16 protein-coding genes and 1 tRNA gene are annotated in these 17,001 nt (G+C 56.6%); all 17 read left to right on the top strand.

All coding sequences use genetic code 11. The annotated features are described in order from the left end of the window. The first annotated feature begins 100 nt into the window (after window positions 1-100). The 17 genes from infC (at window position 101) to wecB (ending at window position 16,999) form a co-directional block, all read left to right on the top strand. Complete coding sequence (gene infC, locus ACAM55_RS15670) at window positions 101-718, top strand: translation initiation factor IF-3 (RefSeq protein ID WP_369656410.1); 618 nt, start codon at window positions 101-103, stop codon at window positions 716-718. 170 nt (window positions 719-888) lie between these two features. Then, window positions 889-1,092 (top strand): 50S ribosomal protein L35, encoded by a 204-nt coding sequence (rpmI, locus tag ACAM55_RS15665; RefSeq protein ID WP_007832497.1) that lies wholly within the window; start codon window positions 889-891, stop codon window positions 1,090-1,092. A 24-nt stretch (window positions 1,093-1,116) separates the two neighbouring features. Next, entirely contained in the window at window positions 1,117-1,476 is a 360-nt protein-coding gene (gene rplT, locus ACAM55_RS15660; RefSeq protein ID WP_055804712.1) for a 50S ribosomal protein L20, read from the top strand. Window positions 1,477-1,591: 115 nt separating this feature from the next. Beyond that, window positions 1,592-2,668 carry a phenylalanine--tRNA ligase subunit alpha gene (gene pheS / locus ACAM55_RS15655; protein WP_369652441.1) on the top strand — a complete coding sequence of 359 codons (1,077 nt, stop codon included), beginning with the start codon at window positions 1,592-1,594 and terminating at the stop codon, window positions 2,666-2,668. A gap of 39 nt (window positions 2,669-2,707) precedes the next feature. Continuing rightward, window positions 2,708-5,149 carry a phenylalanine--tRNA ligase subunit beta gene (gene pheT, locus ACAM55_RS15650; protein ID WP_369652440.1) on the top strand — a complete coding sequence of 814 codons (2,442 nt, stop codon included), beginning with the start codon at window positions 2,708-2,710 and terminating at the stop codon, window positions 5,147-5,149. 5 nt (window positions 5,150-5,154) lie between these two features. Then, entirely contained in the window at window positions 5,155-5,526 is a 372-nt protein-coding gene (locus ACAM55_RS15645; protein ID WP_055804702.1) for an integration host factor subunit alpha, read from the top strand. Window positions 5,527-5,591: 65 nt separating this feature from the next. After that, window positions 5,592-6,068 carry a MerR family transcriptional regulator gene (locus ACAM55_RS15640; RefSeq protein WP_369652439.1) on the top strand — a complete coding sequence of 159 codons (477 nt, stop codon included), beginning with the start codon at window positions 5,592-5,594 and terminating at the stop codon, window positions 6,066-6,068. Window positions 6,069-6,094: 26 nt separating this feature from the next. Next, window positions 6,095-6,171, top strand: a tRNA-Pro gene (locus ACAM55_RS15635). Window positions 6,172-6,887: 716 nt separating this feature from the next. Continuing rightward, window positions 6,888-7,961: a polysaccharide biosynthesis/export family protein gene (locus ACAM55_RS15630; protein ID WP_369656409.1), complete on the top strand. Its 1,074-nt coding sequence runs from the start codon at window positions 6,888-6,890 to the stop codon at window positions 7,959-7,961. Window positions 7,962-8,118: 157 nt separating this feature from the next. After that, on the top strand, window positions 8,119-9,291 hold the full coding sequence (locus tag ACAM55_RS15625; RefSeq protein ID WP_369652438.1) for a nucleotide sugar dehydrogenase: 1,173 nt from the start codon (window positions 8,119-8,121) through the stop codon (window positions 9,289-9,291). 96 nt (window positions 9,292-9,387) lie between these two features. Further along, window positions 9,388-10,620 carry a lipopolysaccharide biosynthesis protein gene (locus tag ACAM55_RS15620; protein WP_369652437.1) on the top strand — a complete coding sequence of 411 codons (1,233 nt, stop codon included), beginning with the start codon at window positions 9,388-9,390 and terminating at the stop codon, window positions 10,618-10,620. Beyond that, on the top strand, window positions 10,617-11,180 hold the full coding sequence (locus ACAM55_RS15615; RefSeq protein ID WP_369652436.1) for a hypothetical protein: 564 nt from the start codon (window positions 10,617-10,619) through the stop codon (window positions 11,178-11,180). The genes ACAM55_RS15620 and ACAM55_RS15615 overlap by 4 nt, the downstream gene beginning before the upstream one ends. 1 nt (window position 11,181) lies before the next feature. Next, window positions 11,182-12,492 (top strand): O-antigen polymerase, encoded by a 1,311-nt coding sequence (locus ACAM55_RS15610; RefSeq protein ID WP_369652435.1) that lies wholly within the window; start codon window positions 11,182-11,184, stop codon window positions 12,490-12,492. Window position 12,493: 1 nt separating this feature from the next. After that, window positions 12,494-13,669 (top strand): glycosyltransferase, encoded by a 1,176-nt coding sequence (locus ACAM55_RS15605; RefSeq protein WP_369652434.1) that lies wholly within the window; start codon window positions 12,494-12,496, stop codon window positions 13,667-13,669. 16 nt (window positions 13,670-13,685) lie between these two features. Further along, window positions 13,686-14,708, top strand: a complete 1,023-nt coding sequence (locus tag ACAM55_RS15600) for an SDR family NAD(P)-dependent oxidoreductase (protein ID WP_369652433.1) — start codon at window positions 13,686-13,688, stop codon at window positions 14,706-14,708. 2 nt (window positions 14,709-14,710) lie between these two features. Then, window positions 14,711-15,838, top strand: a complete 1,128-nt coding sequence (locus tag ACAM55_RS15595) for a capsular polysaccharide biosynthesis protein CapF (RefSeq protein ID WP_369652432.1) — start codon at window positions 14,711-14,713, stop codon at window positions 15,836-15,838. A 24-nt stretch (window positions 15,839-15,862) separates the two neighbouring features. Continuing rightward, window positions 15,863-16,999 carry a non-hydrolyzing UDP-N-acetylglucosamine 2-epimerase gene (gene wecB / locus ACAM55_RS15590; RefSeq protein WP_369652431.1) on the top strand — a complete coding sequence of 379 codons (1,137 nt, stop codon included), beginning with the start codon at window positions 15,863-15,865 and terminating at the stop codon, window positions 16,997-16,999. Window positions 17,000-17,001 lie beyond the last annotated feature (2 nt).

Raw genomic sequence — 17,001 nt, 5'->3', positions numbered from 1 at the left:
CCCAGAAGCACCCCAACTTGTGTTTCTCGACCAAATCATGCCGCTTGTCCGCGAGGACTGACCCGGCTTCCGCTACAGATTTTGTAGCAATTTTTGAAGGATTCTGACCATCGCTACTGCATTTCGCGACCGCCGCCACCGCGAGGAACGCCAACACCGCCTGAACCGGGAAATCATGGCCCCGGAAGTCCGCCTTGTAGGCCCGGAAAACGAGCCATTGGGTGTTATGAGTCTCTCCGAGGCCTTGCGCCTTGCCGGTGAGGCTGACGTGGATCTGGTGGAGGTCGTCGCCGCGGCCAATCCGCCAGTGTGCCGCCTGATCGAGTACGGCAAGTTCAAGTACCACGAGCAGAAGAAGGCGGCCGAGGCGAAGTCGAAGCAGAAGGTCATCGAGGTCAAGGAAATCAAGTTCCGGCCCGGTACCGACGATGGCGACTACAACATCAAGATGCGCAACATCAAGCGCTTTCTTGAAGAGGGTGACAAATGCAAGATCACGCTGCGCTTCCGCGGCCGCGAGATCACGCACCAGGAACTCGGCCTGGCCTTGCTGCAGCGCATTCGCGATGAGCTGGGCGACCTGATCGTCGTGGAGCAGTTTCCCAAGCTCGAAGGCCGGCAGATGATCATGATGATCGCTCCGGGCCGCAAGAAACCGGGTGGCGGTGGTACCGCCAAGCCCGTGTCGTCGGAAACGTCGGCGCCCGCGGCAGCCTGAAAAGGCTGGTTGGGTGACAGAGAGATAGATAGCAGGGTTTTAAAGAATTTCGCCGTTGCCGGCGCTTCGCAAGAAGAGCAGGCAGGGGCGAGATAAAGAAGTGTCTCGGGGCCAACAAGTCCGTGGAGTATCCGCGGCGCCTCACGAGCACAAACTAAAGGAGCATTCACATGCCCAAAATGAAGACCAAGAGCAGCGCGAAAAAACGTTTCCGCGTTCGTCCCGGTGGCACCGTCAAGCGCGGTCAAGCCTTCAAGCGTCACATCTTGACGAAGAAGACCACCAAGAACAAGCGTCACCTGCGTGGTGCAGTCGCAGTGCATGAAACCAACATGGTTTCTGTCGCCGCCATGCTGCCCGGCCGTGGCATTTAACTCAGACGAACAAGGAGTACACACATGCCTCGCGTCAAACGTGGTGTAACGGCTCGCGCCCGCCACAAGAAAGTTCTCGCACTCGCCAAGGGTTTCCGCGGTCGCCGCGGTAATGTCTTCCGCATCGCCAAACAGGCGGTGATGAAGGCTGGGCAATATGCCTACCGTGACCGCCGCAACAAGAAGCGCGTTTTCCGTCAACTGTGGATCGCGCGTATCAACGCCGCCTCGCGCGAACTGGGCCTGACCTACAGCCAGTTTGCAAACGGCATCCGCAAGGCCGGAATCGAGATCGACCGCAAGATGCTTGCGGACATCGCAGTGCACGACAAGGCCGCTTTTGCCGGCATCGTGGAGCAGGTCAAGGCCAAGCTGGCTGCTTGATCCTGTAAAGCAAGGGCGGCTGCCTTCGTGGCAGCCTCCTGCGCCCACGACACAAGGGCTGGCGCTTGAAAAGGCTCCAGCTCTTTTTTTATTTCCCCGCCTATTTTCTGTTGCTATGAACGAGTTGGACTCCCTGGTCGCCACCGCACGCGCCGCCTTCGCCGAAGCGAAAACGCCCGCCGAGCTCGAGAACGCCAAGGCGCAGTTCCTCGGCAAGTCGGGCCGCATCACCGAGCTGATGAAGGGCATGGCCGCGCTCAGCGTCGACGAGAAGAAGTCGCGCGGCGCCGCAATCAACGTGGCCAAGCAGGCCATCGAGTCCTCGCTGACCGAACGCCGCCAGCAACTGGCCGACGAAGAGCTTTCGCTGCAGCTGCGCGCCGAGGCCCTCGACGTGAGCCTGCCCGGCAGCCGCCGCAATCCGGGTGGCTTGCACCCGGTGAGCCGCACCCTGGAGCGCATCGAGGAGATCTTCTCCAGCATGGGCTTCGACGTGGCCGACGGCCCGGAGATCGAGAGCGACTGGCACAGCTTCACCTCGCTCAACAACCCGCCGAACCATCCTGCGCGTTCGATGCAGGACACCTTCTATGTCGACCTGAACGGCGACGACGGCATTCCGTACAACCTGCGTCCGCACACCAGCCCGATGCAGGTGCGCTATGCGCATCAGCACATCAAGAAGTACGCGGCCGAGTTTGCCGCCGCGGCAGCCGACACCACCGGTGCCGTCAAGGCGCCCGAGATCCGCGTGATTGCGCCCGGCCGCACCTACCGCGTCGACAGCGACGCCACGCACTCGCCCATGTTCCACCAGTGCGAAGGCCTGTGGCTCGGCGAAAACGTGAGCTTCAAGGACCTGAAGGTCGTCTTCACCGACTTCTGCCGCACCTTCTTCGAGAGCGATGACTTGGTGTTGCGCTTTCGCCCGAGCTTCTTTCCTTTTACCGAGCCCAGCGCCGAAATCGACATCCAGTTTGCGAGCGGCCCGCTGGCCGGCCGCTGGCTCGAAGTCGCCGGTTCGGGCCAGGTGCACCCGAACGTGGTGCGCAACATGGGGCTCGACCCCGAGCGCTACATCGGCTTTGCCTTTGGCATGGGGCCCGACCGCCTCACGATGCTGCGCTACGGCGTGAACGACTTGCGACTGTTCTTCGACGGCGACTTGCGCTTTCTCTCGCAGTTCCAGTAAGCACCCATCCATAGAAAAACCGAATACGAGATCGAAGAGATGCAATTCCCGGAATCCTGGCTGCGCGAGTTCTGCAACCCGCCTCTCGGCAGTGCCGAGCTGGCCGAAACGCTCACCATGGGCGGCTTCGAGGTCGAAGAGCGCCGCCCCGTGGCGCCGCCCTTCAGCCGCATCGTGGTTGGCGAGATCAAGGAAGCCGTGCAGCACCCCAACGCCGATCGCCTGCGCGTGTGCCAAGTCGACGCGGGGCAGGGCGCCTTGCTCAACATCGTGTGCGGCGCACCCAATGCGCGCGTCGGCATCAAGGTGCCCTGCGCGCTGGTCGGCGCCGAACTGCCGCCGGGCGAAGACGGCAAGCCCTTTCTCATCAAGCTTGGCAAGCTGCGCGGCGTCGAAAGCCAGGGCATGCTGTGCTCGGCCCGCGAGCTCAAGCTGAGCGAAGACCACGGCGGCCTGCTCGAGCTCGACGCCGACGCGCCCATTGGCGCCGACGTGCGCGACGTGCTCAAGCTCGACGACGCGCTCCTTACGCTGAAGCTCACGCCCAACCTCGCGCATGGCCTGAGCGTGTACGGCATTGCACGCGAACTCTCGGCCCTCACCGGGGCACCGCTCAAGACGCCCGCCATTGCGCCGGTTGCAACATCGTTTGCCGACGTGCTGCCGGTGAAGGTGGAAGCGCCCGAACTCTGCGGCCGTTTTTCGGGCCGCATTGTGCGCGGCGTGAACACCAAGGTCGCCACGCCGGCCTGGATGGTCGAACGCCTGGCGCGCTGCGGCCAGCGCAGCGTGACGCCGCTGGTCGACATTTCGAACTACGTCATGTTCGAGTACGGCCAGCCCAGCCACATCTTCGACCTCGACAAGATCCACGGCGGCCTCACCGTGCGCTGGGGCAAGGCGGGCGAGCAGCTCAAGCTGCTGAACGGCAACACCATCAGCGTCGACGACAAGGTGGGCGTGATTGCCGACGACCAGGCCGTCGAATCGCTTGCCGGCATCATGGGCGGCGATGCCACCTCGGTGTCCGACGACACGCGCAACATCTACGTCGAGGCCGCGTTCTGGTGGCCCGAAGCCGTTCAGGGCCGCTCGCGCCGCTTCAACTTCTCGACCGATGCCGGGCATCGCTACGAGCGCGGCGTCGACCCGAGCCGCACGGTCGAAATCATCGAGCGCATCACGCAACTCGTCATCGAGATCTGCGGCGGCCAGGCCGGCGCCATGGACGACAAGATCCTGAACGTGCCCGAGGCCATGCCCGTCACGCTGCGCGTGGCGCGTGCCGCGCGCGTCATCGGCATGCCGCTCTCGCAGGCGCAATGCGCCGACGCACTGCGCCGCCTGGGTTTTGCCCTTGGCGAAGGCGAGGGCACATTGACCGTCACGCCGCCGCCGCACCGCTTCGACCTGCTGATCGAAGAAGACCTCATCGAAGAGGTGGCGCGCCTGATCGGCTTCAACAACCTGCCGACCACCGCGCCGCTGGCGCCCATTACCGCCCGCGTGCGGCCCGAGGCCCAGCGCAGCCGCTTCGCGGTGCGCCGCAGCCTTGCGGCGCTCGGCTACCAGGAAACCATCAACTTCAGTTTTGTCGAAGCGCACTGGGAGCAAGACCTGGCCGGCAATGCCAACCCCGTCAAGCTGCTGAACCCCATCGCCAGCCAGATGAGCGTGATGCGTTCGTCGCTGATCGGCTCGCTGCTGCAGGTGCTCAAGTTCAACCTCGACCGCAAGGCCCCGCGCGTGCGCGTGTTCGAAGTGGGCCGCGTGTTCTTGCGCGACGACAGCGTGGCCACCACCGACAGCACCGTGCGCGGCGTTCACCAGCCCATGCGCGTGGCCGGCCTTGCCCTGGGCGACGCCGAAGAAGCGCGCTGGGACGGCAAGCCGCACCGCGTCGATTTTTATGACGCCAAGGGCGACGTCGAAGCGCTGCTCGCACCGCTGGTGCCCAGCTTCGAGGCGGCCGAGCATCCGGCCCTGCACCCCGGCCGCTCCGCGCGCGTGCTGATCGACGGCAAGGCCATTGGCTTTGTCGGCGAGCTGCATCCGCGCTGGCGCCAGAAGTGGGACTTTGCCCTGGCGCCCGTGGTTTTTGAACTCGACCTCGACGCAGTGACCGCGCGGCCCGTGCCCGTGGCCCAGCCGGTGCCCAAGCACCAGGCCGTCGAGCGCGACATTGCCGTAGTCGTGGCCGAATCCGTCACGCACAATGCGTTGATGCAGGCCATTCAATCGGCGGCCGCGGCGCAAGGGCTGCTGCGCGACGCCACGCTGTTCGACATCTATCGCCCACAGCCTGCGCGCGACGGCGCGGCGCCCGCATCGGGCGGCCTGGCGCAAGGGGAGAAGAGCATGGCGGTTCGCCTGAGCTTCCAGGACGACAACGCCACGCTCACCGACGAGCAGGTGGAACCTGCCGTGCGCGCCATCGTCGAACAATTGAGCGCCAGACTCGGCGCGCGCCTGAGGGGGTGATGAGAATGAACGCCGCGGAATTCACGCTCGAAGCCCTCGAAACGCCCGCACTCACCAAGGCGCACCTGGCCGACCTGCTGTTCGAGCAGATCGGCCTCAACAAGCGCGAATCCAAGGACATGGTCGAGGCCTTCTTCGACCTCATCGCCAACAGCCTGATCGAAGGCACCGACGTCAAGATTTCGGGCTTTGGCAACTTCCAGATCCGCGTGAAGGCACCGCGGCCGGGCCGCAATCCGCGCACCGGCGAAGCCATTCCCATCGGCGAGCGGCGCGTGGCCACCTTTCACGCAAGCGCCAAGCTGAAGGAGCAGATCCACGGGAGCATCGAGCCCAGCGGCACTTCCGAGGTCGAGTGGAGCCTGGGCGCCGAATAAGTGCTTGGCGCTGCGCGGGTGCGTAGAGTAATCTCTAAGGTTTCCCGCGCACGGTCTTGATTTCAATGGAGAAAACGCTCCCGCCCATTCCCGTCAAACGCTACTTCACCATCGGTGAGGTTGGCGAGCTGTGTGGCGTCAAGCCGCACGTGCTGCGCTATTGGGAGCAGGAGTTCACGCAACTGCGCCCCATGAAGCGGCGCGGCAACCGGCGCTACTACCAGCACCACGAGGTGCTCATGATTCGCCGCATCCGCGATCTGCTCTACGACCAGGGCTTTACCATCAGCGGCGCGCGCAACAAGCTGCAAGAACTCGTGCAAGGCGAGCGCGAGCGTCGCAAGGCCGGCATCGTGCCGCTCGAGGGCATGGAAGCCGTCGAGATCGACCAGGAAGAGTTCGATGCCGCCATGCACCAGGACGAAGACGCCCACAACCCCGAACTCCGGCAAGCCACGGCCCGCATCGTCGATCCGTCGCAGCTGATGCACCTGCGGCGCGAGCTTTTTGAAATTCGTGAGCTGCTGACCATCGGACGGTGATTTCAGCCGGCTATAATTGAGAGCTTCGGTGTGTGGCGCAGCCTGGTAGCGCACTTGCATGGGGTGCAAGGGGTCGAAGGTTCGAATCCTTTCACACCGACCAATATCGTCAGATAGATCAACGGGTCAGAGCCACAAGCTCTGACCCGTTTTTTTTGCCCGGCGACGGGGTCAGTCGTCAGACCGCGCGACGAAGAGCAGGCACATGCTCACAACGCCTAGTAACGTGCCGGCCACAAATATTCCGATGTCGAGTGCGAGGGTGTACATAGGTTTTCAAAACAAGTGCCCTTCCGATACTTTTGAAGTATTGAAGCTTGTTCACCTGACCCGCTGCTGAGTAGCGGATTAGAGGCATCTGCCCAAACATAAGTTGTCCGGAAAACGATAGATATTGGTACACGGTTTCGCCCGGTGGCCCAGCCCGCAACAAGGCACAACCGAAAGCATGCATGGAGGCTCGTCTGGCAGGCACCAAATGCAGTCGACCTCATGCACCAAAACGTGACATCCATCACACTTCCGCCAACTCATGGGTAGCAAACTGTAAATTTCGCTATTTATGTCTAAAAAGGTGATTTCCGTCTCTTTTTACGAATCGCAACGTTTGGCGGCAAAAGTTAAACTCTGTGAACAAGAGGGGGCATCGAGCGACAGGTAGTCCTCTGTCGCCTCTGTCGGGCTTTCACCCGGAGTGAAACAACACAGAGGTTTGCTTTGAGACGTCAAGTCAACGCGGCGGCGTGGTCCGCCGCCCTATTTGTGGGTACCCTGGGTCTAGGTACCCTGTTGCTCCAGGGCTGCACCATCGTGCCCGGCATGGGTACCGTGGAGCCTTACCAGAGTGCGGAAGATCTGCCGCCCAAGTTCCAGTACCTGCCCGACGCAGCGCCTGAGGACCGCATCACCCCCATCACGCCGGCCCTTGTGCGCACGCTGGCCAAAATGACGCCCAAGAGCGTGCCGCCGGAAGTGCAGGCGCTCTTCGGCAAGTCGCAGCGCTACACCATCGGCCCTGGAGACGTGGTGGGCGTCATCGTGTATGACCACCCCGAGCTGCTGCCCAATGCCGGTGCAGTCATCTCGCAGCAGTCTGACCCCACGGGCGTGAGCGTCGCGCCGGGCTTCATCGTCGACTCGTCGGGCGAAATCGCCTTTCCGTATGTGGGCCGCGTCAGGGTTGCCGGGCTCACCGAGGCCGAGGCCGGCGAGCTCATCTCCAAGTTGATCGTCACCCAGGTGCGCGAGCCCCAAGTGACGGTGCGCATTCAGTCGTTCAGAAGCCGCCGCGCCTACGTAGAAGGCGAAGTGCGCGCACCGGGCTCGCAGGTCTTCACCGACTTGCCCATGACGCTGTCCGAGGCCATTAACCGGGCCGGCGGCATCACCGCAAACGGAAACTTTGCGGCCGTGACCCTGGTTCGTGATGGCAAGTCCGTCGACATCAACCTGACGCGCCTGCGCGAAGCCGGCCGCGATGGCAACGACATTCCACTGAGGAGCGGCGACACCGTTCGCGTGGGCCACCGCGAAGACGCCAAGGTGTACGTGATGGGCGAAATCTTGCGCCCGTCGGCCCTGACGGTGCGCGGCAACGGGCGCCTCAACCTGAACGAAGCGCTGGGCGAAGCGGGCGGGCCGGTGCTCACCACCTCCAACCCCGGCCAGATCTACGTGATTCGCCAGGGTGCCACCGGCTTGCCCGCGATCTTCCATCTGGACGCCAAAAACCCCGCCGCCATGGTGCTGGCCAGGCAGTTCAGCCTGGAGGCGCAAGACGTGGTCTACATCGACCCGGTGCCGCTTGTGAAGTGGAACCGCGTGATCAGTTTGATTCTGCCGGCTGCCCAAGTGGTGAATCTGGGAAGCGAAACGGCGGATCGGTTCCGCTGATAGCGGCCCGGGTTGGTCGCGGCGATGCACAACGGCTTATTAATTTTCGCATCTCCTCTCGGCGTGGAGGGAAGGTTGCGCGCGGTCGATGCAATTCCTTCGGTTGTATTCGCGATTCCAATAATGCTGAATCGACCTTGATGGTGGTCGTTCCCAAATGAATACAAAAATAGCAGTGGTCGGAACCGGGTACGTTGGGATATCTAACGCTATCTTGCTGGCTCAGCACAACGAAGTCGTAGCGCTTGACATTATCCGGTCGAAGACCGACATGCTTAATGACAGGTGTTCGCCTATTGATGACGCAGATGTTAAGGACTATCTCGCAAACAAGTCACTGAATTTGCGCGCAACCTTGGATAAGGAGCAGGCGTATTTGGGTGCTGAGTTCGTTCTGGTCGCGACGCCAACGAATTACGATCCAGCCACGAATTTTTTTAACACGGAATCTGTCGAAGCGGTCGTCCGAGATGTGATTGCAATTAATCCGCGCGCGACTGTGGTGATCAAGTCAACTGTTCCGGTTGGCTACACAGCCAACTTAAGGGAAAAACTTGGCTGCAGCAATCTGATATTTTCCCCGGAATTTTTGCGGGAAGGGAAAGCTCTGCACGATAACCTTTACCCAAGTCGTATTGTAGTGGGTGGAAAATCCGAGGCCGCGCGGCGGCTTGCTCAGCTTTTGCAGCAAGGCGCGATTAAAGAAGATGTGCCGGTGCTATTTACCGAGAGCTCAGAAGCGGAGGCGATCAAGTTATTCGCGAATACGTATTTGGCCATGAGGGTCGCATACTTTAATGAGCTCGATACCTATGCCATCACTCACCAGCTAGATTCGCGGGAAATTATTAGCGGCGTATGCCTTGATCCCCGTATTGGGCTTCACTATAACAATCCAAGCTTTGGATACGGCGGATATTGTCTTCCAAAAGACACCAAGCAGCTTTTGGCCAATTATCAGGATATTCCTCAAACTCTAATCAGCGCCATTGTCACTGCCAATACTGTTCGCCAAGAATTCATAGCCGAAGATATTCTTCGCCGGCGCCCGAGGTCGGTTGGAGTTCATCGACTCATCATGAAGTCCGGCAGTGATAATTTTAGAGAAAGCAGCGTGCAAGGAATAATTGGTCGACTTAAAGAAAAAGGTGTATCCATATCAATCTACGAGCCTGTGTTGCAGCAGGGCGAGTATTTGGGTTTCCCTGTAATTCGCGACCTAAGAGTTTTTAAAGAGCGTTCCGATTTAATTTTGGCTAACCGCCGCGTGCCAGAGCTCGCTGATGTTTCCGAGCGCCTCTACACTCGTGATGTCTTCGGAAATGATTAAAAATAAAAGTGCGCCGCTCCACCTCGATCCTAAAAGTGAGGGAGCGTCAATAGGAGGCGGAATTCTGTTGGGTGATAATTTGCCGGTCGTAATCAGGTGAAATCGACTTCTTTGCAAATAATAGGAGGACAGGCGCTATGGGCATTAACGCAAGCGCTAGTCATACTTCTATTGGCGAGACAAGCTGGTGGTGTGGAGCTTATTGGAACATTTACCTTGGCCTTGGCGATTTTCACGCCATTGTGTTTGGTGGGTGGCTTAAATTTAAGAAACTTGATCGCGATTGACGAAGGGAAAAGGATCGATATTGCTGCGGCTTTGATTCTCCGCGCTATTGTTGTAGTTGTGGCACTCGCGATAACGGTCGTCGCTTTGCAATGCACCGGGAATTTAAACAGCCAGTGGCTGATAGTCGTTGCTCTTCTAGCCACGCGCGCTCTCGATCATGTAAGCGATGTCGCCGCGGGCTTTTATCAGAACAATAACCGACTTGGAAAAATAGGCACCTCTTTTTTTGCCAGAGGCTGTGCAAGTTTCTTGCCTCTGATCGCCATTTGGAGCCTAGGGGGAGGATTGGGTTGGGCCGCGGTTGCCTCCTTCTTGACGACATTGGCCGCTGTTATTGTTTTTGACCTGATATCCATAAGAAAAATAAAAGAAATTAACAAAGATAAGGGAAATCCAAAAATAGGTGTTCTTTTCAAAGCACTTATGCCTTCTTTGTCTGCGTCGCTATTTCCATTTTTTGATAGCTTGCACTCCAACAGTCTGCGCTACGTGGTGTTTTTCTTATTTTCAAGTTCTGTGTTGGGATTGGTCGGAATTGCTCAGACCTTGTTTGCGCCGGTTCAATTGCTAATTAGTGCGCTGGGGTATTCTTATTTGCCAAAAATGAGAATGCTCGTCAAAGCGGGCGATCGCGACAAAATAATTTCCCTTGTTAGAGAGGGAAGTTTGCAAGGGCTGCTTCCCACGGCCGCCTTTTTGATTCTCTCTTTGATTGTCCCTGAGTCCTTGCTTCGCGTTGCATTTGGGAGTGTCGATCTGAACGGTCTGCGGGAAGCGTTATATATGGTGTCAATTGCAATGCTGTTCTTTGGCGTGACTGGCTACTTGGCGCAATCTGTACTGGCAATGAGGCAGGAACGATATTACCTATTGTCGCCTTTGATTGGCTCTCTGTCTTTCTTTGCTTTAACTGCCGTGTTCTATAGTTTCGAGCCAAAAATTGAGTTAATTTTCGTTGGGATCCTTTTTGCTTCTAGTTTTTTCTCAAGGATGGTTTGCAATTTGATGGGATTGAATTCCAAACTCGGGAGCCAGGCATGAGCTACACGGGTGGGAGAGTGCTGTTTCCTGTTAGATTGGCCAAGAAAATCTCACTGCATATTGCTGGGGTGATAAATACCGTTTTATATCGGATCGCATGCAAGTCTTTTGGAAGAGGGAGCCGGATTCAGGGCAGCATATTTGTTGCCGAACCCAGAGTTGTTGAATTCGGGGAGAATTGTTTCATTAGCCAGGGTTTGATTGCATCGTCCGAAATCGCGGGAAAGACGCTAAAGATAGGGAATGGAGTACAAATAAACTCGGACGTGAAGTTGGACCATACGGGTGGATTAACCATAGGGGATAAAACACTCATTTCGGAGCAGGTAATAATCTATAGCCACGATCATGGCTTGAACCCCCGCTCGAAGCCTATCCCAATTCAAAAAATAATAGGGCGCGAAGTTTGGATTGGCGCCCGCGCAATAGTGATGCCCGGTTGCAAAGAGATTGGAGACCGCGCAATTATTGGGGCTGGCGCATTGGTGACGCGCGACGTGCCTGCGGGTTCTATTGTCGCGGGGAATCCAGCAAAGGTTATAAGAATGGTGGAGGACTAGCATGCTGGCCCTATTGATCTTGTTGCTGGGTTTTGTTCATCTCCTGCCTTGGCTGAATTCGAGGCGAGATGGAGTAGGAAAAAATCCGGCAAAACTGATTTCCATTATCAGTGGAGTCATGTCAATGCCATATCTCTGTGTCATTGCATGGGATGGAGAAAAGTCAGCCGTCAAGCCGATCTTAAAAAGCGGTGACTTTGAATATCTTTTGATGGTATTCATTATTTATTATTGCATCGGAATGCTTTGCCTGTTTGGTGGCATTTATCTCGGCGCAAGAATTAAATTAACTGCCCTCAATGTGTTTTCCTTTAACAAGCCGGTGGGAACGAGGTTTTATCGAAGATTTTCGCATTTTTTTCTTGCGTTGGTTCTCCTGCTTTCTGCATTGAAGTTGCAGCAGGTAGGAGGGTTGTTGGAATTTTGGGCCAATATCGGCATGCGAGCCCAAAACTTATCCGGCACGGGAATTCTGGATGCGTTTATTTTGCCCTCAAGTTATTTGGCAATTTTCTTTGCACTTTATGCAAGGTCAATAGACGGCCGGCCAAGTCGCTATTGGATAGTTTTTCTGGTTGTTGTCATGTTTGTTGCGCTATCGTTGTTCGGCGGGCGCAAGAACTCAATAATGCTGGTGATTTTCTCGTTGCTTGCAGCCAGTGTATTCAATCTGCGATTCAAATTAATGTCCTTGAAGGCTGTGATTGCCTATGCTTTTCTCGGAGTGTTTTTCGTTGCAATATTGATATTTCGATTGAATAGTCAACCCGATTCGTCGAACGTTTCGTTGGATCTTTTGGATACGATTCAAAATGCCAGTTACGTTGATACCTATCTATTCATAATAGATCATTTTTCCGATCGCCCGTTTTGGTATGGGATTGGCTTTGGTGATTTGGCAATTAGATTGTCGAGTGGCGGAGATCCAAGTTTCCTGCCTCCAATTGATGACGGCGTCTATATTAGATCGCTCGTGGAAGGGTGGAGTGTTCAGCCACCCATGCCTTTCAACGAGCTATATCCTAGTTCTTGGCCGCCTGAGACTTTCGGCTCCGGATATGCCAACTTCGGACTCTTTGGTGTTGTGTTGTTCTTTTCTCTCAAAGGACTCATTTCCGGAGTGCTCCTTCGATGGGCTCGGGGGCGTGGCTTTGCTCCTATTCCATTGTTTTTGATGATTTACGTCTCTGCGAACTTCCATTTTTCGAATTTGAGAATTGTGCAGACGGGATTTTTGTTTGCTGTTATTTTCATTGTCGTGATGTTTTTGAAGATTTCGACAGGTGGAAGAAAAGTGAAGTTGGCTCATTGATATGCGTCCAGTTGTTTTGATTTTTATTGCGCATTATCTTCCTGGATTTAAGATCGGCGGGCCTCTGAGAAGTATCGCAAATCTAATAGATCATCTTTCCGGGGAGTTTGATTTCTTTGTTTTCACGAGTGATCGGGATTTGGGTGATGTTCGTCCATATCCCGATGTGATTGCGGATTGTTGGACGCAAGTCGGCGGTGCGAAGGTTTACTACGCTTCCCCAAAGATGAAAACATTGTCTGGTATCGCGAAGGTATTGAAGCGAACTCCGCATGATTTGCTGTATATAAATAGTTTTTTTTCATTTCAAAATTCAATGCTGCCAGTGTTGGCTTTGCGGCATGTTCGGCGTTCTTCCGTACCGGTCGTTATTGCACCACGTGGGGAGTTTTCACGTGGTGCGCTGGCGCTCAAGGCGTGGAAAAAGAGGCCATACACCGCCATTGCAAAGATGAGCGGCCTTTTGCGAGGACTAATGTGGCAGGCATCAACTGAGTATGAAGCTGAAGACATTAGAGCTGCGGTGGGGCCCACCGCAAAGAAAATTGCGATCGCGCGAAACTTAGCGACCCGATTGCCTGTGGTCCCTCCTGACCACTCACCTCGTGCACTTGGAGAGCCTCTTCGGCTCGTTTTTCTATCTCGGATATCACCGAAGAAAAATCTAGACTTTGCCTTAAGAGTTCTGGCTCGGGTGCGAAAGCCTGTGAACTTTCGGATTTATGGTCCCCCCGAAGACCTCGCATACTTGAATGAATGCAAAGTACTGGTGGAAGCATTGGCCGCTCACATTACTGTTGAATGGCACGATGCCGTTGCGCCTGAATGTGTGTCCACAGTAATGGCTCAGCATGATCTTTTCTTTTTTCCGACCAAGGGCGAGAACTTCGGCCATGTAATCGCGGAAGCACTCGGAGCTGGGACACCTGTACTAATTTCGGACACTACGCCTTGGCGAGGACTGGCTGTAGAAGGTGTGGGGAATGATTTTCCTCTCGCGGACGCCGATGCGTTTGCGTCGCGAATAGAAGAGCTTGTTGAATTGTCGCCGCAAGAGGCGCTAAACCTTCGTGCGCGGGTGTCCAAGTACGCGAGGAGCTTGCAGGACCGTGATGAGAGTGTTGAATCTCATCGAAATTTATTTCACCAGTCGCTAGCTGGTCCAGCTAGTCATTGATTTTGATTATATTTATATGAAACCGGAAAAAGTTTTGATTACCGGCGGAACCGGTTCGTTTGGTAAGACGATGCTGCGTGATTTATTGAAGTCTGATATTTCAGAAGTGCGAGTGCTGAGCCGAGATGAAGAGAAGCAGGATGCCTTACGGAATGAATTAAAGGACGGTCGGGTTCGCTTTTACATTGGAGATATCCGTGACCGCGAAAGCGTTGATCGAGCCATAAATGGAGTCGACTGTGTCTTTCATGCGGCTGCACTTAAGCAAGTTCCATCCTGTGAGTTTTTTCCACTGGAGGCTGTGCGGACCAACATAGTTGGCTCTGAAAATGTGCTCCGATCCGCTGTGGCTGCAGGCGTTCGAAGCTTGGTATGTCTTTCTACGGATAAGGCGGTTTTTCCTATTAATGCAATGGGTATCTCCAAGGCAATGATGGAAAAACTGGCGCAGGCTATCGCGCGCTCAATAGGATCCACTGGTGATACAACGGTCTCTATTGTGCGATATGGCAATGTTATGTATTCGCGTGGATCAGTTATCCCGCTATTCGTCAAGCAGCTAAAGGCAGGGCAGCCAATAACCATCACAGAGCCAACCATGACGCGATTTTTAATGCCTTTGCTTGATTCCGTCTCGTTGGTGCACCATGCCTTTCTTAATGCCCGGCAAGGTGATTTATTTGTAAGAAAAGCCGCTGCGGCCACGATTTTGGATTTGGTTGCTGCATTGAAGGAATTGTTTAAGCTGCCCGATCACCCGGTGAAGATTATTGGGTGGCGACATGCAGAAAAATTGTACGAAACTTTGGTTAGTGCGCAAGAGCTCGCGCAAAGCGATGACATGGGGAATTATTTTCGAATTCGAATGGATGCGCGTGACTTGAATTATCAAGCTTATTTCAGCGAAGGCGACCGGGGAACGGCAAGGCTGGAGGACTATCACTCCCACAACGCGGAGCGTCTCGATGTCACAGGCATTAAAAATTTGTTGCTGACGCTGCCTGAAATCCGAGCCGAATTGGAGGCCTGGAGCTCATAGGTATGAAGATACTGATCACCGGGCCTGACGGTTTTATCGGCAAAAATCTGCGCCTGCACCTGGCCGAGCGCAAAGATGTGCAGGTGGTCTGCTTCACCCGCGACGACAGCGTGGAGCAACTGCCGGCGCTGCTGCAGGGGGTGGACTTCGTGTTCCACCTGGCGGGCGTCAATCGCCCTCAAGACCCACAAGAGTTTGCTACCGGCAACGCAGAACTCACACAGAGCCTGTGCCGTGCCGTCTGCGCCGCGGCCGAATCCACCGGCAAGAAGGTGCCTGTCGTCTACACCTCGTCCACTCAGGCGGGTTTCGACAACCCTTATGGCCGCAGCAAGCGCGGAGCGGAAGAGACGCTGCAGGCCGCCGCCCGCACCCATGGCATTCCGGTGCACGTCTTTCGGCTGCCCAACGTGTTTGGCAAATGGTGCCGGCCCAACTACAACTCGGCCGTCGCCACGTTCTGCCACAACATCTCGCGCGGGCTCCCCATCCAGATCAACGATCCGTCCGCGGCCGTCACGCTGGTGTACGTGGACGACGTCATCGAACGATTCGTTCAGTTAATGGACGGTGCAGATGCGCAGGTAAACGCGGATGGTTTTGCCACCGTGGCGCCGCAATACACCACCACGGTGGGTGAGCTTGCCCGGCAAATTCAGTCGTTCAGGGACAGCCGCAGCACGCTCATGACCGATCGCGTGGGAACGGGGCTGGTGCGGGCGCTCTATTCAACCTATGTGAGCTACTTGCCACCCGAATCGTTCGCCTACCCGGTGCCGCAATACGGAGACGCGCGCGGCGTGTTCGTCGAGATGCTCAAGACGCCGGACGCCGGCCAGTTTTCGTTCTTCACCGCGCACCCGGGCATTACCCGAGGCGGCCATTACCACCACAGCAAGACCGAGAAATTCCTGGTCATCAAGGGGCAGGCGCGCTTCAAGTTCCGGCACATGCAGACCGGCGAAGCACATGAGCTGGTCACCGCGGGCGAGAAGCCTGAAATTGTCGAGACCGTGCCAGGCTGGACGCACGACATCACCAACATCGGCGCTGAAGAAATGGTCGTCATGCTTTGGGCCAACGAGGTGTTCGACCGGGCGCGGCCAGACACCTTTGCCTGCCCGCTGTAGCCCCTTCGATTACTGATTGTTCCCATGAAAAAACTCAAGGTCATGACAGTGGTGGGCACGCGCCCCGAGATCATTCGCCTGTCGCGAGTGCTGGCGCGTCTCGACGAGCATTGCGACCACGTGTTGGTTCACACCGGCCAGAACTACGACTACGAACTCAACCAGGTCTTCTTCGACGACCTCGGCGTTCGCAAGCCAGACCACTTCTTGAACAGTGCGGCAGATTCGACGGGTGCCGCGCACACCATTGGCAATCTCATCATTGCGGTCGACAAGGTGCTTGGGCAGGAGCAGCCCGAGGCAATGCTGGTGCTGGGCGACACCAACAGCTGCCTCTCAGTCATCCCAGCCAAGCGGCGCAAGATTCCGATCTTTCACATGGAGGCCGGCAACCGCTGCTTCGACCAACGCGTGCCGGAAGAAACCAACCGGCGCATCGTGGACCACACGGCCGATGTGAATCTCACCTACAGCACCATCGCCCGTGATTACCTGCTGCGTGAGGGGCTGCCGCCAGACCTGGTCATCAAGACTGGCAGTCCGATGTTCGAGGTGTTGTCGCACTACCGTTCGAACATCGATGCATCCGATGTGCTCACGCGGCTGAGCCTTGAGGCAGGCCAATACTTTGTGGTGAGCGCCCACCGCGAGGAGAACATCGAGTCTCCCCAGTCCTTTGCAAAGCTGGTCGATGTGCTCAACGCAGTGGCTGAAGATCATGGATTGCCGGTGATTGTCTCAACGCACCCGCGTACCCAAAAGCGCATCGACGCGACGGGCGCTTGCTTTCATGCCAATGTCCGCCTGCTGAAGCCTCTTGGCTTTCACGACTACGTCAAGCTGCAGATGTCTGCCCGCGCGGTTCTTTCAGACAGCGGCACCATCAATGAAGAGTCGTCCATCCTCAACTTTCCGGCGCTCAACCTGCGCGAGGCGCACGAGCGGCCCGAAGGAATGGAAGAGGGCGCGGTAATGATGGTGGGGCTAGAGGTGGCTCGGGTGCGCCAAGGCTTGGCCATCCTCAACACCCAGCCTCGCGGAGAGCTGCGCGGCTTGCGCCAGGTTGCGGACTACAGCATGCCGAATGTCTCGGACAAGGTGCTGCGCATCATTCACAGCTACACCGACTACGTGAACCGGGTCGTGTGGAAGAAGTACTGATC

The sequence above is a fragment of the Variovorax sp. V213 genome, from assembly GCF_041154455.1.
Taxonomy (GTDB): Bacteria; Pseudomonadota; Gammaproteobacteria; order Burkholderiales; family Burkholderiaceae_C; genus Variovorax.
The sequence above is the reverse complement of the archived record's forward strand: the minus strand, read 5'-3'. Positions and strand labels throughout refer to the sequence as shown.

Bases quoted from the DNA above. Each gene is read 5' to 3' on its own strand.
- rpmI (WP_007832497.1), top strand. From the start codon at position 889: ATGCCCAAAATGAAGACCAAGAGCAGCGCGAAAAAACGTTTCCGCGTT.
- rplT (WP_055804712.1), top strand. From the start codon at position 1,117: ATGCCTCGCGTCAAACGTGGTGTAACGGCTCGCGCCCGCCACAAGAAA.
- pheS (WP_369652441.1), top strand. From the start codon at position 1,592: ATGAACGAGTTGGACTCCCTGGTCGCCACCGCACGCGCCGCCTTCGCC.
- pheT (WP_369652440.1), top strand. From the start codon at position 2,708: ATGCAATTCCCGGAATCCTGGCTGCGCGAGTTCTGCAACCCGCCTCTC.
- ACAM55_RS15645 (WP_055804702.1), top strand. From the start codon at position 5,155: ATGAACGCCGCGGAATTCACGCTCGAAGCCCTCGAAACGCCCGCACTC.
- ACAM55_RS15640 (WP_369652439.1), top strand. From the start codon at position 5,592: ATGGAGAAAACGCTCCCGCCCATTCCCGTCAAACGCTACTTCACCATC.
- ACAM55_RS15630 (WP_369656409.1), top strand. From the start codon at position 6,888: ATGGGTACCGTGGAGCCTTACCAGAGTGCGGAAGATCTGCCGCCCAAG.
- ACAM55_RS15625 (WP_369652438.1), top strand. From the start codon at position 8,119: ATGAATACAAAAATAGCAGTGGTCGGAACCGGGTACGTTGGGATATCT.
- ACAM55_RS15615 (WP_369652436.1), top strand. From the start codon at position 10,617: ATGAGCTACACGGGTGGGAGAGTGCTGTTTCCTGTTAGATTGGCCAAG.
- ACAM55_RS15610 (WP_369652435.1), top strand. From the start codon at position 11,182: ATGCTGGCCCTATTGATCTTGTTGCTGGGTTTTGTTCATCTCCTGCCT.
- ACAM55_RS15605 (WP_369652434.1), top strand. From the start codon at position 12,494: ATGCGTCCAGTTGTTTTGATTTTTATTGCGCATTATCTTCCTGGATTT.
- ACAM55_RS15600 (WP_369652433.1), top strand. From the start codon at position 13,686: ATGAAACCGGAAAAAGTTTTGATTACCGGCGGAACCGGTTCGTTTGGT.
- ACAM55_RS15595 (WP_369652432.1), top strand. From the start codon at position 14,711: ATGAAGATACTGATCACCGGGCCTGACGGTTTTATCGGCAAAAATCTG.
- wecB (WP_369652431.1), top strand. From the start codon at position 15,863: ATGAAAAAACTCAAGGTCATGACAGTGGTGGGCACGCGCCCCGAGATC.